Source organism: Pseudomonas arvensis, assembly GCF_056688935.1.
This window is the reverse complement of the sequence record NZ_CP162038.1, coordinates 3,542,286-3,568,266: the sequence shown is the minus strand read 5'-3', so window position 1 is coordinate 3,568,266 and position 25,981 is coordinate 3,542,286. Positions and strand designations below refer to the sequence as shown.

28 protein-coding genes and 1 tRNA gene are annotated in these 25,981 nt (G+C 61.2%); 19 read left to right on the top strand and 10 right to left on the bottom strand.

Annotated features, from left to right (window positions below; all coding sequences use genetic code 11):
* Nucleotides 1–111 precede the first annotated feature (111 nt).
* Nucleotides 112–714, bottom strand: coding sequence for a Yip1 family protein (locus AB3G88_RS15895; RefSeq protein ID WP_032889661.1), 603 nt, complete (start codon nucleotides 712–714; stop codon nucleotides 112–114).
* A 264-nt stretch (nucleotides 715–978) separates the two neighbouring features.
* Between AB3G88_RS15895 and ttcA the strand changes: the two genes are divergently transcribed.
* Nucleotides 979–1,803 (top strand): tRNA 2-thiocytidine(32) synthetase TtcA, encoded by an 825-nt coding sequence (ttcA, locus tag AB3G88_RS15890; RefSeq protein ID WP_099586991.1) that lies wholly within the window; start codon nucleotides 979–981, stop codon nucleotides 1,801–1,803.
* 68 nt (nucleotides 1,804–1,871) lie between these two features.
* Nucleotides 1,872–2,543, top strand: coding sequence for a DNA-3-methyladenine glycosylase I (locus tag AB3G88_RS15885; protein ID WP_480450639.1), 672 nt, complete (start codon nucleotides 1,872–1,874; stop codon nucleotides 2,541–2,543).
* A gap of 39 nt (nucleotides 2,544–2,582) precedes the next feature.
* Here AB3G88_RS15885 and AB3G88_RS15880 read toward each other — a convergent pair whose 3' ends face one another.
* The 3 genes from AB3G88_RS15880 to arsC are packed head-to-tail and all read right to left on the bottom strand — an operon-like array spanning nucleotide 2,583 to nucleotide 3,944.
* The gene (locus tag AB3G88_RS15880) at nucleotides 2,583–2,996 is read right to left on the bottom strand and encodes a DUF2069 domain-containing protein (protein WP_099587037.1); all 414 of its coding nucleotides are present in this window, start codon (nucleotides 2,994–2,996) and stop codon (nucleotides 2,583–2,585) included.
* Nucleotides 2,980–3,594, bottom strand: a complete 615-nt coding sequence (wrbA, locus tag AB3G88_RS15875) for an NAD(P)H:quinone oxidoreductase (RefSeq protein ID WP_112195870.1) — start codon at nucleotides 3,592–3,594, stop codon at nucleotides 2,980–2,982. The genes AB3G88_RS15880 and wrbA overlap by 17 nt, the downstream gene beginning before the upstream one ends.
* Nucleotides 3,591–3,944 carry an arsenate reductase (glutaredoxin) gene (gene arsC, locus AB3G88_RS15870; RefSeq protein WP_099586988.1) on the bottom strand — a complete coding sequence of 118 codons (354 nt, stop codon included), beginning with the start codon at nucleotides 3,942–3,944 and terminating at the stop codon, nucleotides 3,591–3,593. Before arsC ends, wrbA begins: the two co-directional genes overlap by 4 nt.
* A gap of 115 nt (nucleotides 3,945–4,059) precedes the next feature.
* On the opposite strand from arsC, the gene AB3G88_RS15865 reads away from it, so the two are divergent.
* Entirely contained in the window at nucleotides 4,060–4,521 is a 462-nt protein-coding gene (locus AB3G88_RS15865) for a TlpA disulfide reductase family protein (protein WP_099586987.1), read from the top strand.
* 65 nt (nucleotides 4,522–4,586) lie between these two features.
* Here the strand turns inward: AB3G88_RS15865 and AB3G88_RS15860 are convergent, their stop codons facing one another.
* From AB3G88_RS15860 to AB3G88_RS15845, 4 genes are all read right to left on the bottom strand, one after another.
* Nucleotides 4,587–4,991: an META domain-containing protein gene (locus AB3G88_RS15860; protein WP_099586986.1), complete on the bottom strand. Its 405-nt coding sequence runs from the start codon at nucleotides 4,989–4,991 to the stop codon at nucleotides 4,587–4,589.
* Nucleotides 4,988–5,428, bottom strand: coding sequence for a hypothetical protein (locus tag AB3G88_RS15855; RefSeq protein ID WP_099586985.1), 441 nt, complete (start codon nucleotides 5,426–5,428; stop codon nucleotides 4,988–4,990). The genes AB3G88_RS15860 and AB3G88_RS15855 overlap by 4 nt, the downstream gene beginning before the upstream one ends.
* A gap of 71 nt (nucleotides 5,429–5,499) precedes the next feature.
* The gene (locus tag AB3G88_RS15850) at nucleotides 5,500–6,489 is read right to left on the bottom strand and encodes a 2-hydroxyacid dehydrogenase (RefSeq protein ID WP_480450635.1); all 990 of its coding nucleotides are present in this window, start codon (nucleotides 6,487–6,489) and stop codon (nucleotides 5,500–5,502) included.
* Between the two features lie 49 nt (nucleotides 6,490–6,538).
* On the bottom strand, nucleotides 6,539–9,292 hold the full coding sequence (locus AB3G88_RS15845; protein ID WP_480450633.1) for a response regulator: 2,754 nt from the start codon (nucleotides 9,290–9,292) through the stop codon (nucleotides 6,539–6,541).
* A 205-nt stretch (nucleotides 9,293–9,497) separates the two neighbouring features.
* Between AB3G88_RS15845 and AB3G88_RS15840 the strand changes: the two genes are divergently transcribed.
* A complete protein-coding gene (locus tag AB3G88_RS15840; protein WP_099586982.1) occupies nucleotides 9,498–10,226 on the top strand; it encodes a response regulator transcription factor in 729 nt (242 codons plus the stop codon).
* Nucleotides 10,210–11,583, top strand: coding sequence for a sensor histidine kinase (locus tag AB3G88_RS15835; protein ID WP_250924738.1), 1,374 nt, complete (start codon nucleotides 10,210–10,212; stop codon nucleotides 11,581–11,583). Before AB3G88_RS15840 ends, AB3G88_RS15835 begins: the two co-directional genes overlap by 17 nt.
* On the opposite strand, the gene AB3G88_RS15830 is transcribed toward AB3G88_RS15835, so the two are convergent.
* A complete protein-coding gene (locus AB3G88_RS15830; RefSeq protein WP_112195857.1) occupies nucleotides 11,580–12,101 on the bottom strand; it encodes a DUF2062 domain-containing protein in 522 nt (173 codons plus the stop codon). The genes AB3G88_RS15835 and AB3G88_RS15830 overlap by 4 nt on opposite strands.
* 135 nt (nucleotides 12,102–12,236) lie before the next feature.
* Here AB3G88_RS15830 and AB3G88_RS15825 point away from each other — a divergent pair, with 135 nt between their 5' ends.
* Genes AB3G88_RS15825 through murB form a run of 8 tightly spaced genes read left to right on the top strand, consistent with a single transcriptional unit; the run spans nucleotide 12,237 to nucleotide 19,067 of the window.
* Entirely contained in the window at nucleotides 12,237–14,501 is a 2,265-nt protein-coding gene (locus AB3G88_RS15825; protein WP_480450630.1) for a DNA internalization-related competence protein ComEC/Rec2, read from the top strand.
* Nucleotides 14,502–14,545: 44 nt separating this feature from the next.
* Entirely contained in the window at nucleotides 14,546–15,181 is a 636-nt protein-coding gene (locus tag AB3G88_RS15820; RefSeq protein ID WP_099586978.1) for a flagellar polar localization protein PocA, read from the top strand.
* Nucleotides 15,178–15,606 carry a flagellar polar localization protein PocB gene (locus tag AB3G88_RS15815; RefSeq protein WP_099586977.1) on the top strand — a complete coding sequence of 143 codons (429 nt, stop codon included), beginning with the start codon at nucleotides 15,178–15,180 and terminating at the stop codon, nucleotides 15,604–15,606. Before AB3G88_RS15820 ends, AB3G88_RS15815 begins: the two co-directional genes overlap by 4 nt.
* Nucleotides 15,606–16,616: a tetraacyldisaccharide 4'-kinase gene (gene lpxK, locus AB3G88_RS15810; protein ID WP_480450628.1), complete on the top strand. Its 1,011-nt coding sequence runs from the start codon at nucleotides 15,606–15,608 to the stop codon at nucleotides 16,614–16,616. The genes AB3G88_RS15815 and lpxK overlap by 1 nt, the downstream gene beginning before the upstream one ends.
* Nucleotides 16,617–16,640: 24 nt before the next feature.
* Nucleotides 16,641–16,826 (top strand): Trm112 family protein, encoded by a 186-nt coding sequence (locus AB3G88_RS15805; protein WP_003174668.1) that lies wholly within the window; start codon nucleotides 16,641–16,643, stop codon nucleotides 16,824–16,826.
* The gene (kdsB, locus tag AB3G88_RS15800) at nucleotides 16,823–17,587 is read left to right on the top strand and encodes a 3-deoxy-manno-octulosonate cytidylyltransferase (protein ID WP_480450625.1); all 765 of its coding nucleotides are present in this window, start codon (nucleotides 16,823–16,825) and stop codon (nucleotides 17,585–17,587) included. Before AB3G88_RS15805 ends, kdsB begins: the two co-directional genes overlap by 4 nt.
* Complete coding sequence (locus AB3G88_RS15795; protein ID WP_099586974.1) at nucleotides 17,587–18,051, top strand: low molecular weight protein-tyrosine-phosphatase; 465 nt, start codon at nucleotides 17,587–17,589, stop codon at nucleotides 18,049–18,051. The genes kdsB and AB3G88_RS15795 overlap by 1 nt, the downstream gene beginning before the upstream one ends.
* Nucleotides 18,048–19,067 (top strand): UDP-N-acetylmuramate dehydrogenase, encoded by a 1,020-nt coding sequence (murB, locus tag AB3G88_RS15790; RefSeq protein WP_480450622.1) that lies wholly within the window; start codon nucleotides 18,048–18,050, stop codon nucleotides 19,065–19,067. The genes AB3G88_RS15795 and murB overlap by 4 nt, the downstream gene beginning before the upstream one ends.
* Nucleotides 19,068–19,129: 62 nt before the next feature.
* On the opposite strand, the gene AB3G88_RS15785 is transcribed toward murB, so the two are convergent.
* Nucleotides 19,130–19,801 carry a Bax inhibitor-1/YccA family protein gene (locus AB3G88_RS15785; RefSeq protein ID WP_078048997.1) on the bottom strand — a complete coding sequence of 224 codons (672 nt, stop codon included), beginning with the start codon at nucleotides 19,799–19,801 and terminating at the stop codon, nucleotides 19,130–19,132.
* Nucleotides 19,802–19,953: 152 nt separating this feature from the next.
* On the opposite strand from AB3G88_RS15785, the gene AB3G88_RS15780 reads away from it, so the two are divergent.
* From AB3G88_RS15780 to AB3G88_RS15755, 6 genes are all read left to right on the top strand, one after another.
* Nucleotides 19,954–20,044, top strand: a tRNA-Ser gene (locus AB3G88_RS15780).
* A gap of 477 nt (nucleotides 20,045–20,521) precedes the next feature.
* The gene (locus AB3G88_RS15775) at nucleotides 20,522–21,271 is read left to right on the top strand and encodes a hypothetical protein (protein ID WP_480450619.1); all 750 of its coding nucleotides are present in this window, start codon (nucleotides 20,522–20,524) and stop codon (nucleotides 21,269–21,271) included.
* Between the two features lie 123 nt (nucleotides 21,272–21,394).
* Nucleotides 21,395–21,664 (top strand): hypothetical protein, encoded by a 270-nt coding sequence (locus tag AB3G88_RS15770; RefSeq protein ID WP_112195851.1) that lies wholly within the window; start codon nucleotides 21,395–21,397, stop codon nucleotides 21,662–21,664.
* 112 nt (nucleotides 21,665–21,776) lie between these two features.
* On the top strand, nucleotides 21,777–23,090 hold the full coding sequence (locus AB3G88_RS15765) for a methyl-accepting chemotaxis protein (protein ID WP_099586970.1): 1,314 nt from the start codon (nucleotides 21,777–21,779) through the stop codon (nucleotides 23,088–23,090).
* A gap of 48 nt (nucleotides 23,091–23,138) precedes the next feature.
* Nucleotides 23,139–23,615 carry a GAF domain-containing protein gene (locus tag AB3G88_RS15760; protein WP_250924956.1) on the top strand — a complete coding sequence of 159 codons (477 nt, stop codon included), beginning with the start codon at nucleotides 23,139–23,141 and terminating at the stop codon, nucleotides 23,613–23,615.
* A 181-nt stretch (nucleotides 23,616–23,796) separates the two neighbouring features.
* Nucleotides 23,797–25,908 (top strand): TonB-dependent receptor family protein, encoded by a 2,112-nt coding sequence (locus AB3G88_RS15755; protein WP_480450616.1) that lies wholly within the window; start codon nucleotides 23,797–23,799, stop codon nucleotides 25,906–25,908.
* The last annotated feature ends 73 nt before the right edge of the window (nucleotides 25,909–25,981 follow it).

Genomic DNA, 25,981 nt, shown 5'->3' with positions numbered 1-25,981 from the left:
AGAGGCCCAGTATGCCGCAAAGCCGGGTGTTTCCGAATCTGTCAGGTGCCGAATGGTCATGCATAACGCACAAAGCCACCTTGCGGTGGCCTTGCCTGAGGGGTTGTGAGGTCAGTTGGTGTAGATCGGGCCAACACCCAGGCCCCAGACGATAACGGTAAACGCCATGATCGCCACCAGGACCACCAGGCCTACAGCCAGTACCGAGCTGGAAAACAGGAAACCCTCGTCCGGGTCGATGTTCATGAACGTCGGCAGGCCTACATACAGCAAGTACACCGTGTAGCAGATTGCCGCCGTGCCCACGACCATGCCCAGCCACATATGTGGGTAAAGTGCCGCCAGCCCGCCGATAAACAGGGGTGTGGCAGTGTAGGTCGCAAAGGCCACGCAGCGCGCCATGCTGGGGTTGGCGTCGTACGTACGGGCCATCCAGTGAATGAACGCGCCCATCACCGCCACGCCGCCGAGCATGGCGGCATAGGACATGATGGTCATCCACAACGCACTTTCCTGGGTCAGCATCACCGGCGCCCGGTTACCGATGACCCAGCCCACCTGGGTGGTGCCGATAAACGCTGATATCGCAGGGATCGCCGCGAGAATCAGCGTGTGAGTGAGGTACATGTGGCCGATGCTTTCTTCTTTATCGCCACGGATTTCCCGCCATTCCTGGTCGGGATGGGTAAAAAGCCCCACGACGTGATGGATCATGCCAGTCACTCCTGTCGTTATTGCCATCGCCCCCCATCGGAGCGCCCACGGGCCAATTGGCCTGAAAGGTCTGGATATAGATGTGCGACCTCACGTCGCAGTATAGGAAGGGATGACCTGAATAACTGTAGGGGCTTTAGAGCAAATCGCACTGTAAACAGTGGGCCTAATCGCAGATTGGAATGCTGGCCCACATTGAATGTGGGGACTCGACATCGGTAAGATACCCGGCTTTTCGTCACACCAGCAGCGGATTCAAGCGCCATGGGCACTCTTACGGTCAACCAGAACAAACTGCAAAAACGCCTGCGTCGCCTGGCCGGTGAAGCGGTCGCCGATTTCAACATGATCGAGGACGGCGACAAGGTCATGGTCTGTCTCTCCGGCGGCAAAGACAGTTACACCCTGCTTGACGTGCTGCTGCACCTGCAAAAGGTCGCGCCAATCAAGTTCGAGATCGTCGCCGTCAACATGGACCAGAAACAACCAGGCTTCCCGGAGCACGTGCTGCCGGCCTACCTGAAAGCCCTGGGCGTCGAGTACCACATCGTCGAAAAAGACACCTACTCGGTGGTCAAGGAGTTGATTCCGGAAGGCAAGACCACCTGCTCGCTGTGCTCGCGCCTGCGCCGTGGCACGCTCTACACCTTTGCCGATGAAATCGGTGCGACCAAGATGGCCCTGGGGCACCACCGCGACGACATCGTCGAAACCTTCTTTCTCAACATGTTTTTCAATGGCTCCCTCAAGGCCATGCCGCCCAAGCTGCGCGCCGATGACGGGCGCAACGTAGTCATCCGCCCGCTGGCGTATTGCAACGAGAAGGACATCCAGGCCTACTCCGACTTCAAGCAATTCCCGATCATCCCGTGCAACCTGTGCGGCTCCCAGGAAAACCTGCAGCGCCAGGTAGTCAAGGAGATGCTGGTGGAGTGGGAACGCAAGACGCCGGGGCGCACCGAAAGTATTTTCCGCAGCTTGCAGAACGTACAGCCATCACAATTGGCCGACCGCAACCTGTTTGACTTCACCAGCCTGAAAATCGACGAGACGGCCGCCTCGCGCTTCGTCAACGTAGTGAACCTCTGACGCAACTCAACGCTCTGAAAGACGGCGCTTACGGGCGCCGTTTTCATTTTCAATCCCCAGGAGAGGGCATGCGCGATTACAAGTGGCTGCACGAATATTGTCTGAACCGCTTTGGTTCAGCGGCTCAACTGGAAGCCCACCTGCCGGTGCCCAAGACACCGGCGCAATTGCGCAAGATCAGTGATGACCGTTATCTGTCGACCCTGGCGCTGCGAGTGTTTCGCGCCGGTTTAAAGCACAGCGTGGTGGACGCCAAATGGCCGGCGTTCGAACAGGTGTTCTTCGGCTTCGACCCGGAAAAAGTCGTGCTGATGGGCGCCGAGCACCTGGAACGCCTGATGCAGGACACGCGGATCATCCGTCACCTGGGCAAGCTCAAGAGCGTGCCGCGCAACGCGCAGATGATGCTGGACATCGAGCTAGAAAAAGGCAGCTTCGGCGCGTTTGTCGCCGACTGGCCGGTCACCGATATCGTCGGGCTCTGGAAGTACCTGAGCAAGCACGGCCACCAGTTGGGCGGGCTGTCGGCGCCGCGCTTCTTGCGGATGGTGGGTAAGGATACGTTTGTGCCGAGTGATGACGTGGTGGCAGCATTGAATGCGCAGAAAATCGTCGACAAGGCGCCGACCAGCCTGCGCGATCTGGCGACGGTGCAGGGCGCGTTCAACCAGTGGCATGCCGAGAGCGGGCGACCTATGTGCCAGTTGTCGATGATGCTGGCCTACACCGTCAACCACTGAGCCGCCGCCATAAGTAACACCCCCCGTAGCGCTCGACAGCTACGGGTGATTGGCTGCCAACCGCCGATCCAACTGATGCCGCCACCGCACATACAACAGCGCCGTGCAAAACACCGCCAGACTCGTCAGCATCTCCAGCACCCCGAACCACTGGCGGTTCGGGTCGTACGCCGCCAGCGCGCCCTTGATGAAATACAGGTTCACCGCAAAGCACATCCACGAATGCCCCCGCGCACTGCCGCTGATCATGCCCGGCGCCAGCAACAGCAGCGGCGCCAGCTCGATCAGCAGGATCACCCACGGGCGTGCGCCGTGCAGGTCGGCGACGAACAGGTAATACCCGCACAGCAAGCCCACCAGGGCAAAAAATGCCAGCAGGCTCAATGCGCGTGTCACCTTTACACGCGGCTCCAGCCACGCCTGGGGCGGCAGGACTTTAGGCTTTTTGGCCACGGCCATTCTCCAGCAGCGTGGCGGTGGTAGCCAGGCGCAAGCCCAATGCCCGGCACAGGGCGATTTCGTGTTGATCGAGCATGCGCTTGCCGTCCGGCCCGGCATGGTGGCTGGCGCCATACGGCGTGCCGCCGCCCTGGGTGTCAAGCAATGCCTGTTCGCTGTAGGGCAGGCCGGTGATCAACATGCCGTGGTGCAACAGCGGCAGCAGCATCGACATCAGCGTGGTTTCCTGGCCGCCGTGCAGGCTGGCGGTGGAGGTGAACACGCCAGCAGGCTTGCCGACCAGAGCGCCGGTGAGCCACAGGTTGCTGGTGCCATCAATAAAATACTTGAGCGGCGCGGCCATGTTGCCGAAGCGCGTCGGGCTGCCCAGGGCCAGGCCTGAGCAGTTTTTCAAATCATCGAGGCTGGCGTACAACGCGCCTTCGTCCGGAATGCTCGGCGCCACGGCTTCGCATTCGGTGGAGATCGCCGGCACGGTGCGCAAACGCGCTTCCATACCGCCTTGCTCGATCCCCCGGGCAATATGCCGGGCCATTTCGCTGACCGAGCCGTTGCGGCTGTAATACAGCACCAGCACATACGGTGTGGTCACGGCAGAATCTCCAGTACGTTTTCTGGTGGGCGGCCAATGATGGCTTTGTCGGCGGTTTCCAGGATCGGGCGTTCCATCAGCTTGGGGTGTTCGGCGATGGCCGCGATCAGTTGGGTTTCGCTGAGGGTGGCGTCGGCCAGGTTGAGACTTTTGTATTCGTCTTCGCCGGTGCGCAGCAACTGACGGGCGCTGAGGCCCAGTTTGGCCAGCAAGGCCTTGATTTGCGCCGCGTCCAGCGGGGTTTCCAGGTAGCGCACCACGGTTGGGGCAAGGCCGCGGGCTTCAAGCAGTTCGAGCGCACCGCGGGATTTCGAGCAGCGCGGGTTGTGATAAAGCGTCAGATCGGTCATGTGCGGGTCGCATCTTGCGTAAGGTGGCGGGTATTCTACCCGCGCTGCGCCCCGTCCTTAAACCGTAAGAGGCGATAGGTCGCAGCCAACGTTCATTTTTGCGAAGGATTACCCCATGACACGTCGACTGATCGGTGCATTGGCGATCATTACAACCTTGCTGCTCAGCGGCTGCGGCAATGACTATGGCGTTGACCAGTATGGCCAGAAAGTCGCGGCCGAGCGCCTCGACAAGCAATGGCTGGTGGTCAACTACTGGGCAGAATGGTGTGGCCCGTGCCGCACGGAAATCCCTGAGCTCAATGCCTTGGCCGAGCAGCTCAAAGCACAGAACGTCGGGGTGTTCGGGGTCAATTTCGATAACGTGCAGGGTGAGGAACTGAAAGCCGCCAGCGACAAGCTGGGCATCAAGTTCACCGTGCTGGCACAGAATCCGGACGGGATCTTCGACATTCCGCGCAGCGAGGCCCTGCCGGTGACTTACATCATCGATGACAAGGGCAAGGTGCGTGAGCAGTTGATGGGCGAGCAGACCGCGGAAGGCGTACTGGCCAAACTCAAGGCCCTGCGCGGTTAAAGCAGCAACTCCAAACAAATGTGGGATCGGGCTTGCCCCTCCCACATTTAGTCACAGAGTCGGGATCAGCCCTCTTCGGGCCACAGGCGAATCGGCTTGCCCTCGGCCGGCCAGAAGCGCGTCTGCTCGATCGGCGAGATATCCCAGCGCTGTACGCCTTGCAGAGCCTGGAAGAAGCGGTGTTCCTGCTCCATCAGGGCCTCGGCGCAGAGCTTGCGGGTGCTGCCGAGCTTGCCGAAGCTGAGCTTGTCGCCCTCGACGGTGTATGGCGCAAACCAGTGGTTGCAACCGCCATTGCCGTAGGCGCGACCATCGGCGCCGAGGGTGACGGTCAGGTGTGCGTAGTCCATCAACGGCCGCTCACCAATCCACTCCACCACGTAACTGTGATCCTGCTTGAGCTTGACCGCGTCACCGGCACAGCCGCTCAGTGCCGCGCCGACGGCGGCGAGCAGAAGCAGGCCTTTCATTGCGCAGCCTTCTGGCATTTCGGGCAGCGGTGCTTGTCGCCTTCGCTGGCCCAGCCCAGTTCCTTGATGCGCGCGTTGGCGGCAGGCTGCAGCGGCTCCTTGCTCAGCTTGGTTTCCACCGCGAATTCAAACTCCAGCACGGTGTCGCAGCTGTCGCAGTTGACCTTCCAGGTGTGAATCTCCAGCTCGCCGAATTTAGGCCCTTGGGCCATGGCGACCCATTGGCCCGCCGGGCGGATGGAGTAGCGCGCATCGCCTTCGACGGTCAGGCGCATCGACAGGGTTTTACTGCCGCGCAGGGTGACGATCAGCACGTCCCCGTGCTTGATCGAACCACCGTTGCCGGTGACCTGGTAACGGCCCGGCACCAGGGCGCGGCATTCGATCAGGGTGTGTTGCGGGCTCAGCAAGCTGAAGCGGAAATCGTGTTCGGCCATGGATCCTCCAAATAGGCGCGGCATCCTATCACGGGTGCCTGCTCATCATGAGCCTGGTATGTGACCGCTGATCAACCTTCGACAAGGTTCTGCGCCCGGCCATCAGCCCATGCAGCAATGTTGGTCAGGGTGGTGCCGGCAATGGCCGCCAGGGCTTCGCGGGTGAGGAACGCCTGGTGCGCGGTGATGATCACGTTGGGGAAGGTCAGCAGGCGCGCGAGCACGTCGTCTTGCAGAGGCATATCCGAACGGTCCTCGAAAAACAGCTGGGCTTCTTCTTCGTAGACATCCAGCCCCAGATAACCGAGTTGGCCGTCCTTGAGCGCTTCGATCAATGCCGGCGTATCCACCAGACCGCCGCGACCGGTATTGATCAGCATCGCGCCGGGCTGCATCTGTGCCAGGGCACGGGCGTTGATCAAGTGTTTACTGTCGGTGGTCAGCGGGCAGTGCAGGCTGATGATCTGCGCTTGCGCGAGCAACTCGGGCAGGCTCACGTACTGCGCGCCCAAGGCCTGGACCTGCGGATTGGGGAAGGGGTCGTAGGCGAGCAGCGTACATCCGAACCCGGCCATGATTCTGGCAAATGTCGCGCCGATCTGCCCGGTACCAACCACACCGACCGTCTTGCCCGCCAGGTCGAAACCGGTGAGGCCGTGCAAGCTGAAGTCACCATCGCGGGTGCGGTTGTAGGCCCGATGCAAGCGGCGGTTGAGGGCGAGGATCAGCGCGACCGCGTGCTCCGCGACCGCATGGGGCGAGTACGCTGGCACGCGCACGATGCTCAGGCCCAGGCGCCTGGCGACGGCGAGGTCGACATGGTTGTAACCCGCCGAACGCAGGGCAATCAGCCGGGTACCGCCTTTGGCCAAGTGTTCCAGCACCGGGGCGCTGAGGTCGTCGTTGATAAAGGCGCAGACCACCTCGTGGTGTTCGGCCAGGGCCACGGTGTCGAGAGTGAGCCGGGCAGGCTGGAATTGCAGCGCCAGGCCCGGTGGCAGCGGCTCGCCGAGGAAGCTGTCGCGGTCGTAGGTCTGGCTGCTGAAAAGAATCACGCGCATTGAAAATGCTCCCTGCTATTTATCAGTTGATCAGCGCCTTGAAATAGGGTCAGACGCTGACCCGCGCTTCACTGGCCAGCCGGGCGATGGCCATGTCCAGTTCGTCCAGGGCCGTCATGGCCTTGGCGTCGTCCTGCTTGAGCAGGGTTTCGGCACGTTGGCAGGCAGCGCGCAGTTGCGGCACGCCACAGTAGCGGGTGGCGCCGTGCAGGCGGTGGACGCGCTCGATCAGCGCCAGATTGTCCTTGGCATCGCGGGCAACGTGAATGGCCTGGCGGTCTGCCTCCAGCGAGGCCAGCAGCATGGCGAGCATGTCGGCGGCCAGATCGGTTTTACCCGCAGCCAGGCGCAGGCCTTCCTCATGGTCGAGCACCGGAAGCTGCACGCCTGGGCCCAGACCTTCGGTGACGCGCTCCGGCACTTGGTTACGCAAGGCGAGGCCGGTCCATTTCAACACCACCTGGGCCAATTGCCGTTCGCTGATGGGTTTGGTCAGGTAATCGTCCATGCCGCTTTGCAGCAAGGCGCGTTTTTCGTTGGCCATGGCGTGGGCGGTGAGGGCGACCACCGGCAAGGGCGTGCCATGGCCCTCGCTTTCCCATTGGCGTATCGCCTCGGTACTCTGGCGCCCATCCATGCCGGGCATTTGCACGTCCATCAGCACCAGATCGAAGGTGTCCTGTTTTACCGCATCGACTGCGGCATAACCGCTTTCTACCGCACGCACTTGGGCGCCCATGTCTTCCAGCAAGGTTTGCACCAACAGCAGGTTCGCCGGGTTGTCGTCGACACACAGCACACGGGGCGCACGGCTGGACAGCGGCTCGCCCGGCTCGCTGCGCGACGGGCGCGGGCTGATCAGGTCGGACAGGGCGCGGCGCAGCTTGCGGGTGCACGCCGGCTTGGCCTGCAACTGGCTGTTGGGGTTGGGCACGGACTGGTTGAACAGCATCTGTTCGGTGGTAGGGCACAGCACCAGCACTTTGCAGCCCAGGCGTTCGAGATCCCAAAGGTGCTGGTTGAGACGCTCGGGCGGAATGTCGTTGGCGGTTACGCCGAGCACGGCCAAGTCAATGGCCTGCTCGGTCTGATGGGCGCTGGTGATGCCGTTGGTCAGGCTTTCCAGGCTATTGAACGGCGTGACTTCCAGGCCGCAGTCTTCCAGTTGATGTTGCAGGGCCTGGCGCGCCAGTTCGTGGTTTTCCAGTACCGCCACGCGGTGGCCCAGCAGTGGCGCGCAGGGCAGGTCTTCAATGTCGCCGCGGGTTTTGGGAAGGTTCAGGCTGATCCAGAACTCCGAGCCTTCACCCGGCGTGCTGTCTACTCCGATTTCACCGCCCATCTGCTCGATCAGGCGCTTGGAAATCACCAGGCCCAGCCCGGTGCCGCCCGGCTGGCGTGACAGCGAGTTATCGGCCTGGCTGAACGCCTGGAACAGCGCGCGCACGTCCTGGCTGGACAGGCCAATGCCGGTGTCCTGCACGCTGATGCGAAGTTGCACGCTGTCTTCCTGTTCTTCTTCAATCATCGCTCGGGCCACGATAGTGCCCTCGCGGGTGAACTTGATCGCGTTGCTGATCAGGTTGGTGAGGATCTGCTTGAGCCGCAGCGGGTCGCCCACCAGCGCCAGCGGCGTGTCGCGGTAGACCAGGCTGACCAGTTCCAACTGCTTGGCATGGGCGGCGGGAGCGAGGATGGTCAGGGTGTCTTGCAGCAAGTCCCGCAGGTTGAACGGGATGCTGTCGAGTACCAGTTTGCCGGCCTCGATCTTCGAGAAGTCGAGGATCTCATTGATGATGCCCAGCAGGTTGTCGGCGGATTTTTCGATAGTGCCCAGGTAGTCCAACTGGCGCGGCGTGAGCTCGCTTTTTTGCAGCAGGTGGGTAAAGCCGAGGATGCCGTTGAGCGGCGTGCGGATTTCATGGCTCATATTGGCCAGGAACTCGGACTTGATACGGCTGGCCTCCAGCGCCTCTTTGCGCGCCAGGTCCAGCTCGATGTTTTGGATTTCGATGGTTTCCAGGTTCTGGCGCACGTCTTCGGTGGCTTGGTCGATGCTGTGCTGCAATTCTTCCTGGGCGTTTTGCAGGGTTTCGGCCATGCGGTTGACGCCTGAGGCGAGCTGATCGAGTTCCTGGCTGCCCAAAGGCGGCAAGCGGGTTTCCAGGTTGCCGTCCTTGAGTTGGGCCACGGCTTGCTTGATCAGACCAATCGGTCCGTTGATCGTACGGCTGATGCGCAGCGCCAGGGCTGCGGTGCAGATCAGGCCGATGGCAATCAACAGCAGGCTGGCGAACAGGCTGCGATAGCCGCGCAGCAACATACCGTTGTGGGACAGTTCTACCTCGACCCACCCCAGCAGGCGGTCGGCTTCATCGGGGATCAGGTCGCCCGCCAGGTTGCGATGGCGGCCAAACACCGGCAGCAGGTAGCGCGTGGCGTCGTTCTCGGTGCGTTGCAGCAGGTGCGAACTGTTGCCGACCGGCGGCTGGTTGAGCATGGTCGGGCCGGCGTGGGCGAGGGGCGTGCGGTCCGGTGCGAGGAACGCCACGGTGCGCACGTCCAGTTGCTCCAGGGACTGAGTGGCAATGCGTTCCAGCAGGTCGGTGTTCTTGCTGCTTAACGCAGGAGCCACCAGCGGGGCCAGTTGCTCGGTGATCATTTCGCCGCGTTGCAGCAATTGGGCCTGCAATTCCGAGAGCTGCATCCAGGTAAAGTAGCCGCCCAACAACAAGGCCATCAGGCTGGTCGGTAATAAGCTCAGCAACAGTACGCGGCCTTTTATCCCCATTCTTCTAAGCACGCCACTCTCCTGCTACCACACTGATATCAATCTTCCGCGCCGGCGTCCGGCCCGCGCCACCTGCGCAGTGTAGCCATTTGCGCGGCCTGGAATCTTGCAAATTAATGACAGGGCGCAATCTTCGGCCTGTTTGGCGTCGTGTGGCGATTGCCTGCGCCGGGGTTATCTTGAATAATCAGTGATTGAGAATGACTTGCAGACGCTAATGAATCCCGCAGCAGTTGGCCTACCCAGTATCCTGACCATTGAAGATGACCCCGTGCTGGGCGCCTATGTCCACGAGCATCTGGGGCGCTGTGGCTTCCAGGTCACGTGGTGCCAGAACGGCCAGCAAGGGTTGGAGATGGCCCGCGAACAGGCGTTCGACGTGGTGTTGATGGATATCCTGCTGCCGGGGCTGGACGGCTTGTCGATTCTGACCCATCTGCGCCAGAGCCATTCGATCCCGGTGATCCTGATGTCGGCATTGGGCGCCGAGGCCGATCGCGTCAGCGGTTTTCGCCTGGGGGCCGATGACTATTTGCCTAAACCCTTCAGCATGGTCGAGTTGCGCGTGCGGATCGAAGCCATCCTGCGCAGGGTGGCCCTGGATCGGCGCCCGCTGGCGACACTTGCGCCGGAGCGTGGGGACGCCCGCACGCTGCGGTTCGACGACGAGCTGTGCGATGTGTTTCATCTGGAACACTCGGCTGGCCTGACCCGCAGCGAATATCGCCTGCTGGAAACCCTGCACCGCAATACCGAAGAAGTCCTCAGCAAAGCGTTCCTCTACCAGCATGTATTGCAACGTGGCTATGCGCCCCATGACCGCAGCCTCGACATGCACATCAGCCAGATCCGTCGCAAGCTCAAGGCCATCGGCTACAACGAGCGCGAAGTGCGCACGGTGTGGGGCAAGGGCTATGTGTTGAGTGGTCATGACGATGGGCTTTGACGGTGCGCTGAAACGGCTGCCGGGCAAGCATTCGTTATTCTGGAAGCTCGCCTGCCTGTTGATTGCCTTCTGCCTGCTGATGATCTGGCTCAGTTGGTCCTGGGGCCGCTACATGGAGCAAAAGAACGCGTACCTGTCCGACGAGGCGAGGGTTACGTTGAGTGGTTATGCGGTCAGCGCCGAGCAGGCCTGGAACCGAGGCGGTCATGCGGGTGTTGATGCATGGCTGCAGGCCATGGGCAAGCAGGAACGTACCTGGATCGGTGTGATCGGCAATGACTTGCAGTCGTTGAGCAGCTACCCGCTGACCGATACAGAGAGCCAGCGCCTGACCTTCCTGCGCGGCCTGGATTGGCCGGTGAGTCGCCACGTCAAGGGCTTGCCGTGGCTCAAGATCCCGTTTGCGGTTGATCCGGGCGCCGGTTCGCTGGTCATCGAACTGCCGCAGCGTTTTATGCCGGGGCGCTATCAAGTGTTCTGGCGGGTGGTGACCAACGGGGTGATCCCCGGTTTGTTTACCTTGTTGCTGTGCGTTGGCCTGTATCGGCTGTTGATCATGCCCCTCAATCAACTGCGCGAGCAGGCCAATGCCTGGCGAGCTGATCAGTTGAATACGCGGATGTCCCACGACGCCACCAGTCGCCAGGATGAACTGGGCGAGTTGGGGCGTGCGTTTGATCATATGTCCGAGCGGTTGCAGGGCACGGTGGTGTTGCAGCAGCAACTGCTGCGGGACATGTCCCATGAACTGCGTACACCGTTGAGCCGCTTGCGCGTGGCCTGTGACAGTGAGCAAGACCTAGCGCAGTTGCGCGAGCGGTTAGGCCGAGAGATCGATGCCATGCAGCGCCTGGTGGAAGACAGCCTGCAATTGGCCTGGCTGGACACGGAGCGGGCGCCGCTGCCCAAGGAAGATCTTCAGGTGCAGGCACTGTGGGACATGCTGCGGGAGAATGCATGCTTTGAAAGCGATTGGCCCGTATCGCGATTGCCTTGCCTGCTGGCGGCTGACTGTTGGGTGCGCGGCAACCTGAACGCCCTGGCCCAGGCCCTGGAAAATATCCTGCGCAACGCCATACGTCATTCGCCGGTGGATGGAGTTGTGTGCCTGGACGGGCGGCGCGATGGCGAGTACTGGCACCTGTGGCTGGAGGATCAGGGCGGGGGGATTGACGAGGGGGATCTGGAGCGGATCTTCGCGCCGTTTACACGCCTGGACGGCTCACGGCCCGGCGATGGTGGCTTCGGCCTGGGCCTGAGCATCGCGCGCAATGCCGTGCAACGCCAGGACGGCAGCCTGTGGGCAGAAAACACCGGCCAGGGCTTACGTGTGCACCTGCGTTTGCTGGCGCGTTAGGCGTTTGCCCGGCGCTGCTTGCGTTTCTTCCATTGATGCGCAACCCACCAGCGCCAGTAGCCCATGGTCAGGCAATAGGCCAATGCGCCGAGCACCATGCCCAATACTACCGAGCCCAGCAAGAAGGGTTGCCACAGCGTACTCAACTGACCGCTGATCCATTCCCAGGTCAAGTCATCGGGCAGGCTGCGCGGTGGTACGTTCATCAACCAGGCACCGGTCATGTAGGTGCAGATAAATACCACTGGCATGGTAATCGGGTTGGTCAGCCAAACCAGGCTGATGGCGATGGGCATATTGCCGCGCACGGTAATTGCCAGCACTGCAGCCAACAGCATCTGCAACGGAATCGGGATAAATGCCGCGAACAGGCCCACCGCCATCGCACGGGCCACTGAGTGCCGATTCAGGTGCCAAAGGTTCGGGTCATGCAGCAGCGTGCCAAGAAACTGTAATGACTTGTGTTCCCTGATACTGGTGGGGTCGGGCATGTACCGTTTGAATAAGCGCCGTGGCATAAGGGGTCCAGGTCAGTTCGAGGGGCAAGTATGCGCGCATTCTATAAACAGAAAATTCAGACTTTGTGACAAAACATCATAGGCCGGTCCCGACACCCAGCTAAGACTGAGTGGATCACTTGAAAAGGATGATTCATGAAGACAGGGATGTTCGCACTCGCGCTGGGGTTGCTTGCCCTGCGTTTTCTACCGGCATTGCCGACGACTGGTTGGCTGATAGCCATGCTGGTGCTGGCATTGATGCTGCTGCCATTTCGCACGTCGCCCCTGGCGTTTTTCCTGCTGGGTTTGAGCTGGGCGTGCATCAGCGCGCAGGGGGCGCTGGATGATCGTCTGCGACCGGCGCTCGATGGCCAGACGCGATGGCTGGAGGGCCGCGTCGTTGGGCTGCCGCAGCAGACCGGCACCGGAGTGCGTTTTGAACTGGCCGACAGTCGGTCGCGCAACGCCCGCTTGCCCAAGCGTATCCGCGTGTCCTGGCACGGTGGGCCCGAGGTGCGCAGCGGGGAGCGTTGGCGCCTGGCTGTCACGCTTAAACGGCCTTCCGGGCTGCTCAATTTTCACGGTTTTGATCAGGAGGCCTGGCTGCTGGCCCAGCGGATTGGCGCGACTGGCTCAGTGAAGGACGGTGAGCGCCTGTCGCCGGCCCGGCATGCCTGGCGCGACACGGTGCGCCAACGGTTGATCGCCGTTGACGCTCAAGGTCGCGAGGCGGGCCTGGCCGCCTTGGTACTGGGAGATGGTTCCGGGCTGTCAGCCGAGGATTGGCAGGTCTTGCAGGACACGGGCACGGTGCATCTGCTGGTGATTTCCGGCCAGCATATCGGCTTGCTGGCGGGCTTGATCTACGGGTTGGTCGCGTTATTGGCACGCTACGGTTTCTGGCCCCGCACCTGGCCGTGGCTGCCGTGGGCGTGTGGCCTGGCGTTCGCTGCCGCGCTGGCATACGGCTTGTTGGCGGGGTTCGGTGTGCCGGTTCAGCGGGCCTGTGTGATGGTAGGCCTGGTACTGCTGTGGCGTTTACGCTTCCGTCATTTGGGGTTCTGGTGGCCATTGCTGCTGGCGCTTAATGGCGTACTGATTCTTGAGCCATTGGCCAGCCTGCAACCGGGGTTTTGGCTGTCTTTTGCGGCTGTTGCCGTATTGATCCTGGCATTCGGTGGGCGCTTGGGGCCGTGGAGTGCCTGGCAGGCCTGGACGCGCCCTCAATGGTTGATTGCCATTGGTCTGTTTCCCGTGTTGTTGGTGCTTGGATTGCCCATCAGCGTCAGCGCGCCGCTGGCCAATCTGGTGGCCGTACCGTGGATCAGTCTCGTGGTGTTGCCACTGGCGTTGCTGGGGACCCTGATGCTGCCGCTGACTTATCTGGGGGAGGGCTTGCTGTGGCTGGCGGGTGGGGCGCTGGATGGGTTGTTCCGGGGCCTGGCGTGGCTTGCGGGCCACGTGCCTGCGTGGGTACCTGCCGAGGTGCCGGTGGGGTACTGGCTGGTCAGCCTGATGGGCGCGGTGCTGCTATTGCTGCCCAAAGGCGTGCCGTTTCGGCTGCTGGGCTGGCCCATGCTGCTGTTGGCAGTCTTTCCACCGCGCGAGCCGGTGCCCCATGGCCGGGTGGAGGTGGTGCAGTTGGATGTGGGGCAGGGGCAGTCCCTGGTGCTGCGCACGCGCCATCACACGTTGCTATACGATGCCGGCCCGCGTTCGGGGGCGGTTGACCTGGGGGCTCGCGTGGTGCTGCCTGCGTTGAAAAAGCTCGGCGTCGGGTCGCTGGATCTGATGTTGCTCAGCCATGCCGACGCCGATCATGCCGGTGGGGCGGCGGCTGTTGCCCGTGGGTTGCCCATCAGGCGGGTCGTAGGCGGTGAAACCGAGGGGTTGCCCACGGTTCTCGGCACCCAGCCGTGTGTCAGCGGTGAGCAGTGGGAATGGGATGGTGTGTTATTCGAGCTGTGGCAGTGGCCTGACGCTTCAGAGGGCAACCCGAAGTCCTGCGTTCTGCAGGTCCAGGCCAACGGCGAGCGGCTGCTGCTCACCGGGGATATTGATCGGGCCGCCGAGCGGGCATTTCTTGCCTCACCCCTGGCCGTACGCACCGATTGGCTGCAAGCCCCTCACCACGGCAGCCGCAGTTCGTCGTCCGGGCCGTTTCTAAAGCGCCTGGCGCCCACATCGGTGCTGATTTCCCGAGGGCGCGGCAATGCGTTCGGTCATCCCCATCCGCAGGTCATGGCGCGGTACCAGGCGTTGGGCAGCCGGGTGTACGACAGCGCGGAACAGGGTGCCGTGCGCCTGCAACTGGGCGCCTTCATGCCACCCGTTGTTGCGCGCAGTCAACGGCGTTTCTGGCGTGAACGGTTACCCTGGTCCGGCGTCGGCAGCATTGCCGACAAACCCCGCCGCTGAACCTATATGGTAAAGTGGCGCACTTTTTCGAGGGGACATTCACTGTGTGGGAATTGGTCAAATCCGGCGGCTGGATGATGTTGCCGATTATCATGAGCTCCATCGCCGCACTCGGCATCGTTGCCGAACGCCTGTGGACCCTGCGTGCCAGTCGCGTTACCCCCGAGCATCTACTGGGGCAGGTCTGGGGCTGGATCAAGAACAAACAGCTGGACAAGGAAAAACTCAAGGCACTGCGCGCTGACTCGCCCCTGGGTGAAATCCTCGCCGCGGGCCTGGCCAACTCCAAGCATGGCCGCGAGATCATGAAAGAATGCATCGAAGAGGCCGCCGCTCGGGTTATCCATGAGCTGGAGCGCTATATCAATGCCCTTGGCACCATCGCTGCCATGGCGCCGCTGCTCGGTTTGCTGGGAACGGTGCTGGGCATGATCGACATTTTCAGCTCGTTCATGGGCTCGGGCATGACCACCAATGCGGCCGTGCTCGCCGGGGGTATTTCCAAGGCGTTGATCACTACGGCAGCGGGCCTGATGGTGGGTATTCCTGCGGTGTTCTTCCACCGTTTCCTGCAGCGGCGTATCGATGAGCTGGTGGTCGGTATGGAGCAGGAAGCCATCAAGCTGGTGGAAGTGGTGCAAGGCGATCGTGATGTGGACCTGGTTGGGGGCAAAGCGTGAAATTTCGCCGCAAGCAACGGGAAAATGTCGATATCAACCTCGCGTCGCTGATCGACGTGGTGTTTATCCTGCTGCTGTTCTTTGTCGTCACCACCACCTTCACCCGGCAAACCGAGCTGCGTGTCGACTTGCCGGAAGCGGTGAGTGGGTCGCCGGCCGAGGACCAGCAAGTCAAGCAACTGGACATCGCCATCAGCGCCGACGGGGTGTTTTCGGTGAATAACCAGTTGCTGGAGAAAAACGATCTCGCCAGCCTGATGGTCGCCCTGGAGAAAGAATCCGGCGGCGATACCCAGTTGCCGCTGTCCATCAGTGCCGATGGTAAAACCCAGCACCAGGCCGTGATCACCGCGATGGACGCGGCCGGCAAGCTCGGGTTCAGCCATCTGCGCATGAGCACCGTCGAGGCGGCGAGTCAACCCTGATGGCCATGTCCGATCGTCTGCTCAAGGCCTGGTACGAGGGCCATCCGGCGCTCGCGTTATTGCGGCCGCTGGAGTCTTTGTATCGCCGTGTGGTGCAGCGCAAACGCGCTCGGTTTGTGGCGGGCGAGGGAGAGATCTATCAGTCGCCCGTACCCGTGGTGGTGGTCGGGAACATCACCGTGGGCGGCACCGGCAAAACGCCGTTGATCCTGTGGCTGATCGAACATTGTCGACGCAGTGGCTTGCGTGTCGGCGTGGTCAGTCGGGGTTACGGCGCCAAGCCTCCTCAACTGCCCTGGCGCGTCGAGGCCAGCCACAGTGCCGCGGTGGCGGGTGACGAACCTTTGCTGATCGTGCAGCGCTGCGGCGTGCCCTTGGTAATCGACCCTGATCGCAGCCGTGCGGTAAAGGCACTGTTGGCCAGCGAGACTCTCGACCTGATCCTTTCCGACGACGGCCTGCAACACTATCGCCTGGCCCGTGACCTGGAGCTGGTGTTGATCGACGCCGCCCGCGGCCTCGGCAACCGCCGTTGCCTGCCTGCCGGGCCGCTGCGTGAGCCGGTCGAGCGCCTGCAGAGTGTTGATGCACTGCTCTACAACGGGGCTGAATCAGATCGCGACGACGGCTTTGCCTTCCGTCTGCAGCCTACGGCACTGGTCAACCTGCATACCGGCGAGCGCCAGTCGGTGGAGTACTTTCAAGCAGGTCAGTCGGTGCACGCGGTCGCCGGTATCGGTAACCCGCAACGTTTCTTCAACACCCTTGAAACGCTACACTGGCAGCCGACTCCCCATGCGTTTGCCGACCACGCGCCCTACAGCGCCGAGGTCTTGAATTTTACACCGTCATTGCCGCTGGTCATGACCGAGAAGGACGCGGTGAAGTGCCGCGCCTTTGCCCAGCCCGACTGGTGGTACCTTGCAGTGGATGCCGTGCCGTCGCCGGCGTTCGTCGTCTGGTTCGACACGCAGCTGATGCGCTTGTTGCCCGCCCGTCTCTTGCCTTAAAACGCTTCTTTCCAGGAAACACTCATGGACACCAAACTGCTCGACATCCTCGCTTGCCCGATCTGCAAAGGCCCGCTCAAGCTCAGCGCCGATAAAACCGAGCTGATCAGCAAAGGCGCCGGCCTGGCGTACCCGATCCGTGATGGCATCCCGGTGATGCTGGAAAGCGAAGCCCGCACCCTGACCACCGATGAGCGCCTGGATAAATGACCGCCGCCTTTACCGTCGTTATTCCCTCGCGTTACGCATCGACCCGCCTGCCAGGCAAGCCGCTGCAACTGATCGGCAACAAGCCGATGATCCAACTGGTCTGGGAACAGGCCTGCAAAAGCAGCGCCGATCGGGTGGTCGTGGCCACCGACGACCCGCGCATTATCGAAGCCTGCAAAGGGTTCGGTGCCGAAGCGGTTCTGACCCGCGAAGACCATAATTCCGGCACCGACCGTCTGGCCGAGGTGGCCACGCAGCTTGGCCTGGCGCCTGACGCCATCGTGGTCAATGTGCAAGGGGACGAGCCTTTGATCCCGCCGAGTGTGATCGACCAGGTGGCCGCCAACCTGGCTGCCCATGGTGAGGCGCGGATGGCCACCCTGGCCGAGCCGATTGAGGACATCGACACTTTGTTCAATCCGAACGTGGTGAAGGTCGTCAGCGATGTGAATGGCCTGGCACTGACCTTCAGCCGTTCGACCTTGCCCTGGGCGCGTGACGCCTTCGCCAGCAATCCCGATGTGTTGCCAGAGGGCGTGCCGTACCGCCGCCATATCGGCATCTATGCCTACCGCGCCGGTTTCCTGCACGACTTTGTCAGTTGGGGGCCGTGCTGGCTGGAAAATACCGAATCCCTGGAGCAACTGCGGGCCCTGTGGCACGGCGTGCGTATCCATGTGGGCGATGCCCTTGAAGCGCCGCCTGCCGGTGTCGATACCCAGGAAGACCTTGAGCGCGTCCGTCGCCTGCTGGGGGCCTGATGGAGGTTCTGTTTGTCTGCCTGGGCAATATCTGTCGCTCGCCCACCGCTGAAGGTGTTCTGCGCCATAAATTGCGCGAGGCCGGGCTGGCCGGGCAGGTCGAGGTGGCATCTGCCGGCACTGGCGACTGGCACGTCGGCAACCCGCCGGACCAGCGCAGCCAACGTGCGGCGATGGTGCGCGGTTACGATTTGTCGGCTCAGCGCGCCCAGCAGGTCTCCCGCGCCGACTTTGCGCGTTATGACCTGATCCTCGCGATGGATGGCAGCAACCTGCGCAACCTCAAGGCGCTGCAGTCGGGGCAGGGTAAGGCCGAACTGGATTTGTTCCTGCGCCGCTACGACTCGCAAGTGGACGACGTGCCAGACCCGTATTACGAAGGCGAGCAAGGCTTCGAGCGGGTGCTGGACCTGATCGAACGGGCCTGTGATTTATTGGTGATCGAATTGAAGGGGCGGTTATGACCTTGGAAGTGCTGGCGCAGGTTTCCCTCAAGCCATTCAACAGCTTTGGCATCGACGTGCGCGCCCAGCTGTATGCCGAAGTCCGAAGCGATGCCGATGTGCGAGAGGCTCTGGCTTATGCTTCGGCGCAAGCGTTGCCGTTGCTGGTGATTGGCGGTGGTAGCAATCTGCTGCTAACCCAGGATATCGCTGCGTTGGTACTGCGCATGGCCAGCCAGGGCATTCGCGTGCTGCACGATGACGGCGTGCACGTAGTGGTCGAAGCCGAAGCGGGCGAGGCCTGGCACCCGTTTGTGCTCTGGACATTGGCACAGGGTTTTTGCGGCCTGGAAAACCTCAGCCTGATCCCGGGCACCGTCGGCGCTGCCCCGATGCAGAACATTGGCGCCTACGGCGTGGAGATCAAGGATGTATTCGCCGGCCTCACAGCGCTGGATCGCCGCACCGGCGAACTGCGGGACTTCAGCCTGCAAGAATGCAACTTTGCCTACCGTGACAGCCTGTTCAAGCACGAAACCGGTCGCTGGTTGATCCTGCGGGTCCGCTTTGCCCTGAGCCGCGCCAGTCACCTCAAGCTCGATTACGGCCCGGTGCAACAGCGCTTGGCCGGGCAGGGCATCACCGACGCGACGCCTAGCGACGTCAGCCGCGCAATTTGCAGCATCCGCAGCGAAAAACTGCCGGACCCGGCAGTCCTGGGCAATGCCGGCAGCTTCTTCAAGAACCCGCTGGTGACCAAGGCCTTGGCCGAAGAGCTACAAGCGCTGTATCCGGACCTGGTGGCCTACCCCCAGGCGGATGGGCACATGAAGCTTGCCGCCGGTTGGCTGATCGACAAGGCCGGCTGGAAGGGCTTCCGTGAAGGGGATGCGGGCGTGCACAAACTGCAGGCGCTGGTGCTGGTCAACTATGGCAGTGCCACAGGGCACGACATCGCGAAGTTGGCCCAGCGTATCCAAACGGATATCGCCGAGCGTTTCAAGGTCCAGCTGGAAATGGAACCCAACCAGTATTGATGCCCTGAAAACAACAATGCCCCGCATCTTTCGATGCGGGGCATTTTTTATGCCGCTAACAATCAGTCATCGCGGCTCATGATGCCGAAGATTTGCAACAGGCTGACAAACAGGTTGTAGATCGACACATACAGGCTGACGGTAGCCATGATGTAGTTGCGCTCACCGCCGTGAATGATGGCGCTGGTCTGGAACAGGATGCATACCGAGGAGAACAGCACAAAACCCGCGCTGATCGCCAGTTGCAGCCCGCTGATCTGGAAGAACATGCCTGCAACCACTGCCGCCAGCAACACAAAGAAACCTGCGGTGATGAAGCCACCCAGGAAGCTCATGTCCTTGCGGGTGATCAGCACGTAGGCCGACAGGCCACCAAACACCAGGGCCGTCATGGCAAACGCCGAGCTGACCACTTCCGCACCACCGGCCATGCCGAGGTAACGGTTGAGGATCGGGCCGAGGATAAAGCCCATGAAACCGGTCAAGGCAAACGCCGACACCAGGCCCCAGGCCGAGTCACGCAGCTTGTTGGTCAGGAAAAACAGGCCATAGAAGCCGATCAGTACAACAAAGATATTCGGATAGCCGACGCGCATTTGCTGCGCCACGAACGCCATCACGCCGCTGAATGCGAGGGTAAGGGCGAGCAGGCCATAGGTGTTGCGCAACACGCGGCTGACTTCAAGCTGCTCAGCCTGCGCGTTACCATTCACTGCGTAATTCTGTTCGCGCATGGCGACACTCCTTCGGTTTTGAAACGTTCAGTCGCAAAGATCATAACAGACGCTCTGTAACAAGCGATGGCGAGAGTTTGACAGTGTGTTTCATTCGGGTATTATGGCGCCCGCTGAGACAGGATGGCCTACTATAATCCTGTGATGCACAAGGGAAATTGGCAGAGTGGTTGAATGCACCGGTCTTGAAAACCGGCGAACGTTAATAGCGTTCCCAGGGTTCGAATCCCTGGTTTCCCGCCAAGATTCAAACGAAAGCCCCGCGAATGCGGGGCTTTTGTGTTTCTGCGGTTTGGCAGTCCGACGGGCAATACTTCGCCGTGCCACTCCCGCAGCCAATCTTCAAGGCCGTTTCTCATCTCAATCAGCAAAAAAGCTGAGCCACCGAAAGCAGGCAGATCACTTGGGCAAACATTTGTGCTCGAATTGGATGTTTCATCGCCGTCACCTCGTTTGCAGTTGCCGGTGGTAGTGCCGTAGGCGATGTGCATACACGCGCCAGGCCGCTCGAAGGTTGAAATGCCACCCTGGCTCGCCAACAACACACGCAACTGCTCCAGAAAGTATAGACCCTAAAACGAATTCGTCACGAAACGCGCTGGCATGCGGGTCTCATGACAATTTGCCGATGCCTGTCGCACTTTTTTTGATTTCTCTGCTCTATCTTTGTCCCAGCCCCGCCGATTCCCCGCGAGGGCAGAAGAACAAGATCGGGTGCCGATGGATCGCACGTTTCCTCTTTCAAACATTCGTCGCATACGCCGGCTGCTGCTGTTGGCTGCGATCTTCATATTCGGCGCGACAGGTTGCACCCAGCAACAGGGGCAGGACATTGCCAAGCAGTTCACCAATGGCAAGCCCGATGAGTTCTTTCAGACCAGTGTCGATCGCATGGCCACCCTGGGCATGCGCGACAATCTGCAAAGCCTGTATCTGCTGATGAGCAAGCTATACCTGCGTAACCCCAGCCAGTGGCGGCAATCGGGTTATCCGGATGCGGTGAGTGCCGAGCGGGAAATTCGCCAGGCAATCGAGCAGCGTCGACCGCTGCCAGCCCTGGGTGAGCGTCGCGACCTGGTCGCGTTGAGTTACTCCTTGAGTCCGGAGTTTCAGGGCGACCGGGTGGGCGCCTTTATATACGCGATCGGCAGTATGTTGGTGACCGCCCACGGCGGGCGCATTGAGTTCTACATGACCGATTCGATCAACCCGCAGTTCGTCAGCAATGCCGCCCGCAATATCGAGAAGGCTACTTGGCTGCTGAGCAAGCGTCAGGATGCGAATGGCGTGTTGCTGCTGTTTTCCAATGAGATCTCGGAGGAGGGCAGCAACCTCAGTTTTGCCGTGGAGTTCGGCAAGATTGTGGCGCGGCTTGACCTGCTGACTCAGATGCTGGATGAGCGGTATCGGCGTATCGGTCTCAACTATGCGCAAAGTTTGTTGCTGATGAATTTCCTGCCGGTGCAGTGAACGGATGGCGAGTACGGATTTTCTCTTTTCAATGTAGGAAGTGGCCTATGTTGCGCCCCCATGCTTGAAACGCCCCGACGTCGGCAATAGCCTCGGACTTTTCCGAAAAAGTGAGGCCCTACCTTGGGTAAGCGAAAAACGGTGTGGCCGACGGACCGCGAGATACGCCTGCGCTTTATCCTCTTTGCCGTTATCGACGCCGCAAGTGTCGAGGGGGTTCCTGCCGAGTTGTTATTACCGGCGCACAAATTGCTGCGTGATTCACCCACCGAGGCGCAGTTTGTCGAGGCCCTCAGGGCAATACTGGCGGCCGACCAGATGCACGGCTTCAGGTTTGCGGTGGGCTCCGAGGCGGACGATTTGATGCAGACACTGGATAGGCCTGCCGGTTAGATCTATTTCTGTTGCGCGAGACAACTGAGTGAGCAACTAACTGTTCATCGGCCTATGCTCAAGCCGCAGGCCGCATGGCCGATGCAGTGATAACTACCTCAGGGACGCCGCCATGTTCAATCGCCGCTTGAAGAAGGATCTGCAGGACCGGGACGACGAGCTTTTCCAATTGCGACAGCTCGTTACGCAGTATGACCGCGGCATGCTCTCAATATGCCTGGATGCCGACATGCGGCTCATTGCCGTCAACGAGGATTTTGCCCGGACCCTGGGCTACTCCTGCGAGCAATTGCAGGGCCGTCTCTTGAGTGAAATTGTTCCGCCTTACGTCAGGGATTTACCTTGTTTCCGTGATTTCAATGCAGCAGTCGCCCGCTCCGAGCCGGTGAGCGACGATTACCGCTTCCTGCGCAGTGACGGCAGCCTGGCCTGGATCAACCTCACCTGGTGCCCGATCAACGCGCGCGACGGCCAGCTGTCGCAGATCCAGGGCTACGGCATCGAGGTCAGTCGCGCCATTGAGCAAGCCAAGGAAAACGAAGCGTTTATCAACGCGTTGATCCGCTCGACGGCCGTCATTCAGTTCAGATTGGATGGGACGGTGGTCACCGCCAATACCCAGTTTCTCGACGCCATGGGCTATACGCTCGATCAGATCGTCGGCAAAAAGCACAGTCTGTTTTGCACCGCGCAGGAGGCCGCTTCGAGCGGATACGCTGCGTTCTGGCAAACCCTCAATCGCGGCGAATTTGTTGCCAGCCGCTTCAAGCGTGTGGACAGTCGCGGCAACGAGGTCTGGCTCGAAGCCACCTACAACCCGGTGCACGACGCCGAGGGCAAGCTGTGCAAAGTGGTCAAGTTTGCCAGTGTGGTCACCGACCAGGTCTTGCGCGAGTCCGAGGTCAAGGCCGCCGCCGGCGTGGCCTACGAGGTTTCTTTACAAACCGACGTCACGGCCGAACGCGGCGCGGCGGTTGTGCAAGACACCGTGCAGACCATGCAAAACATTGCTCTGCAAATGCAATCCGCCACCGGCAGCATTGAGGCGCTGGGCAAACAGTCGCTGCTGATCAGCGCGATTGTGCAGACCATCGGCGGCATCGCCGCGCAAACCAATCTGCTTGCACTCAATGCCGCCATTGAGGCTGCTCGTGCAGGTGAACAGGGCCGTGGATTCGCGGTGGTAGCGGATGAAGTAAGGCAATTGGCCAGCCGTACCAGCACGGCAACCGAAGAGATCGTCAGCGTGGTCCAACAGAACCAGCGCCTCGCCGACGAAGCCATTACCGAGATGTTCAGCAGTCGCGAGCAGGCTGAGCAAGGCTTGACACTGGCCAACCAGGCTGGCGCCGTCATCACGGAGATTCAGGGTGGCGCCAAGCAGGTGGTGAACGCAGTGGGGCGTTTTGCGAACGAACTGCAATAGCCCAGGCATAGGGCTGCTTGGTTTTGATTTGAGAATCAGGAGAGTGCTATCAAACCTTTAACCCCTGAAGAACTGGCGGTCATCGCCGAGATAGAAACAGCGTCCAATATCCTGCGCCTGACCACGCGCTTGACGGATATGCGCTTCTCGGCGATCTCGAAGATGACCGACACCCACTGGGTGGCCTGCGCGGTGTACGACGAGCTGCATTTTGGCGTGGAGGTCGGGCATGAATTACAGCTTGAAGCCACGCTGTGCAACGGTCTGCGGGCCAATCCCAAGCCCATCATTATCGAACACGCCAGCAAGGATCCGGTGTTCTGGCAAAATCCTTTGCCCAGTAAACATGGCTTCGAAAGCTACATCTCCCTGCCGATTGTCTTCTCCGACGGCAGCGTCTTCGGCACCTTGTGCGCCTTGGACGTGTTGCCGAAAAAGCTCGAGAACCCGCAAATGGTCGAGATACTCACGATTTTCACCCGGCTGATCAGCACCACTCTGGAATTGCAGTACAGCAGGGCCTGACTTCGGGCTATCTGAGTCAGCGTTAGATCGTTTATTTCCTTGTAAGTAAAATCGGTCCGACACTGTTGTGGGAAGGGGCTGGTCCGTTAATAAGGCGTGACTTGCCGGGCATCGTTGGCTTCCCATCACTGTTCGCGTGATGGCCCTGCCGTTCACGCCCCCGAATTCCAAGGACCCACCCATGCTGCTGCGCCAACCTCCATTCCTGTTTGCTGCCTTGACCTTAAGCTCGCTGGTGCACGCCGAAGACCTGCAATTGGCACCGGTCGAAGTCACCACGGCTGAAGCGAGTGCGGGCGAAGTGGCTCAGGCGCAGCTCAAGAGCGTGCCCGGCGCCACCAATTACATCGACATGGGCAGCGTGCAGCAGGGGCGGGTGAGCACCAACGAAGATGTGTTCAAGTACCAGCCGGGGGTGTACGCCAAGGCGGCGAACAACGAAGGGGTGAAACTGTCGATTCGCGGGTCGGGCCTCAACCGCAGCCCTGGCTCCCATGCGTCGGGGCTTTACGAGATGTTCGATGGCCTGCCGCTGACCGGCCCCGGCGGCACCCCTTATGAGCTCAAGGACCCGCTGTGGCAAAGCCGGGTCGAGGTGTTGCGCGGCGCCAACGGTTTTGATCAGGGCGCGTTGGCCCTCGGTGGTGCGGTCAACTACGTCACGCGAACGGGCTACGACGCTCCCAAGCTGCAAGTGCGCTATGAGGCGGGCAGCCGTGGCTATGCCCAGCGCGAGATCAGTTCGGGCCAGGTGCTGGGCGACGCCGACTACTACATCAGCCTCACCGACTCGCAATCCGACGGCTACCAGCGCCAGAGCGCGGCCACAGGCAAGGGCGTGGCCGCCAACTTCGGCTACCGCTTCAACCCCAACCTGGAAACCCGCTTCTATTTCCGTTATCGCGAAACCACCAACGACACCCCCGGCAAACTCACTCGCAGCCAGATAAGCCACGACCCACGCGCCGCCAACAGCCTCAACGCTGCGCGCGACTCCAAGCGCCTGCAACCTGGCTCCACCTGGATCGCCAACAAAACCACCCTGCAACTGGACGACAATTCCCGCCTTGAAGTGGGCCTGGCGTACCACGATTACCCAATGGACCTGCGCGAGGGCACTATCCGTCTGAAAGTCGCCTACACCGACGTCAGCGGCACCCTCAACTACATCCGCCAGGACACGGTGTTCGGCCACGACAGCAAAACCACCCTCGGCCTGCGCACCACCCAGGCGATGCCCAATAATGGCGGCGCCGAATACGTGCGCATTCCCGCCGGTAACACGGCCATTTATGTCCCCGGCACCAAGACCCGCGATTACAGCTACCTGGGCTCCGACACCGTGCTGCACATCGGCAACGACCTGGAACTGGTGCCGGACCTGTGGCTGACCACCGGCCTGGCCGCCATCTACACCCGCCGCGAAACCGAGGTCACCTATCCCGAAGGCCAGGCACCGCTTAGCCAGCACGATTGGGACTACGCGCCGCGCATCGGCCTGCGTTATGACTTCAACCCGCAATTGCAGGTGTACGGCAACCTCAGTCGCTCCGTCGAGCCGCCGCATGCGTGGTCGATGATCTGGGGTTCCAACAAGTATTTTACGAGCGGTCCTGCCAAAGGCATGGCGCGTGAAGGCGTCAGCCTGAAAAACCAGACCGCCACCACCCTGGAAGTCGGCGGTCGCGGTGAGGCCTGGCTCGGCCAGTGGGACCTGGCGCTGTACCGCTCCGAAGTGCGCCACGAATTGCTCACCGTGGAAACCCAGGCCCAGACCGCAACCAGCGATGCCATCGTCGCCGAATCCAACGCCAGCCCCACCGTGCACCAAGGCGTGGAACTGGGCCTGCTCAACCCATTGTGGGACGGCGGCCGCAACGGCAAACTCGACCTGCGCCAGGCCTACACCTTCAGCGACTTCCACTACCGCGACGACGACCGTTTCGGTGGCAACACCTTGCCGGGCATCCCCAAACACTACTACCAGGCGCAACTGCGCTACAGCCACCCGACCGGTTTCTACACCAGCTTTAACACCGAGCACTCATCAAAAGTGGCGGTGGACTACGCCAACTCCTACTACGCCGCGGCCTATACGATTGTTGGCGCAACGTTCGGCTACGACGCGCCCAAGCAGGACTGGCAAGCCTGGGTCGATCTGCGCAACCTCGCCAACCGCCGTTACGCCAACACTGTCACGCCGGGTTACGACGACAAAGGCCTGGATGTTGCGCGCTCTACACCGGCAGATGGGCGTGGTATCTACACCGGCGTTTCATGGAGCTGGCGCTAAGAGGACACACCGATGGGAGGGCGCTTTTACAGGATGTGAGCCCCTTGCCCCGACATCGTTTTACTGGCATTGT

Bases quoted from the DNA above. Each gene is read 5' to 3' on its own strand.
- AB3G88_RS15895 (WP_032889661.1), bottom strand. From the start codon at position 714: ATGATCCATCACGTCGTGGGGCTTTTTACCCATCCCGACCAGGAATGG.
- ttcA (WP_099586991.1), top strand. From the start codon at position 979: ATGGGCACTCTTACGGTCAACCAGAACAAACTGCAAAAACGCCTGCGT.
- AB3G88_RS15885 (WP_480450639.1), top strand. From the start codon at position 1,872: ATGCGCGATTACAAGTGGCTGCACGAATATTGTCTGAACCGCTTTGGT.
- arsC (WP_099586988.1), bottom strand. From the start codon at position 3,944: ATGACCGATCTGACGCTTTATCACAACCCGCGCTGCTCGAAATCCCGC.
- AB3G88_RS15865 (WP_099586987.1), top strand. From the start codon at position 4,060: ATGACACGTCGACTGATCGGTGCATTGGCGATCATTACAACCTTGCTG.
- AB3G88_RS15860 (WP_099586986.1), bottom strand. From the start codon at position 4,991: ATGAAAGGCCTGCTTCTGCTCGCCGCCGTCGGCGCGGCACTGAGCGGC.
- AB3G88_RS15855 (WP_099586985.1), bottom strand. From the start codon at position 5,428: ATGGCCGAACACGATTTCCGCTTCAGCTTGCTGAGCCCGCAACACACC.
- AB3G88_RS15850 (WP_480450635.1), bottom strand. From the start codon at position 6,489: ATGCGCGTGATTCTTTTCAGCAGCCAGACCTACGACCGCGACAGCTTC.
- AB3G88_RS15840 (WP_099586982.1), top strand. From the start codon at position 9,498: ATGAATCCCGCAGCAGTTGGCCTACCCAGTATCCTGACCATTGAAGAT.
- AB3G88_RS15835 (WP_250924738.1), top strand. From the start codon at position 10,210: ATGACGATGGGCTTTGACGGTGCGCTGAAACGGCTGCCGGGCAAGCAT.
- AB3G88_RS15830 (WP_112195857.1), bottom strand. From the start codon at position 12,101: ATGCCACGGCGCTTATTCAAACGGTACATGCCCGACCCCACCAGTATC.
- AB3G88_RS15825 (WP_480450630.1), top strand. From the start codon at position 12,237: ATGAAGACAGGGATGTTCGCACTCGCGCTGGGGTTGCTTGCCCTGCGT.
- lpxK (WP_480450628.1), top strand. From the start codon at position 15,606: ATGGCCATGTCCGATCGTCTGCTCAAGGCCTGGTACGAGGGCCATCCG.
- AB3G88_RS15805 (WP_003174668.1), top strand. From the start codon at position 16,641: ATGGACACCAAACTGCTCGACATCCTCGCTTGCCCGATCTGCAAAGGC.
- kdsB (WP_480450625.1), top strand. From the start codon at position 16,823: ATGACCGCCGCCTTTACCGTCGTTATTCCCTCGCGTTACGCATCGACC.
- AB3G88_RS15795 (WP_099586974.1), top strand. From the start codon at position 17,587: ATGGAGGTTCTGTTTGTCTGCCTGGGCAATATCTGTCGCTCGCCCACC.
- murB (WP_480450622.1), top strand. From the start codon at position 18,048: ATGACCTTGGAAGTGCTGGCGCAGGTTTCCCTCAAGCCATTCAACAGC.
- AB3G88_RS15785 (WP_078048997.1), bottom strand. From the start codon at position 19,801: ATGCGCGAACAGAATTACGCAGTGAATGGTAACGCGCAGGCTGAGCAG.
- AB3G88_RS15775 (WP_480450619.1), top strand. From the start codon at position 20,522: ATGGATCGCACGTTTCCTCTTTCAAACATTCGTCGCATACGCCGGCTG.
- AB3G88_RS15765 (WP_099586970.1), top strand. From the start codon at position 21,777: ATGTTCAATCGCCGCTTGAAGAAGGATCTGCAGGACCGGGACGACGAG.
- AB3G88_RS15755 (WP_480450616.1), top strand. From the start codon at position 23,797: ATGCTGCTGCGCCAACCTCCATTCCTGTTTGCTGCCTTGACCTTAAGC.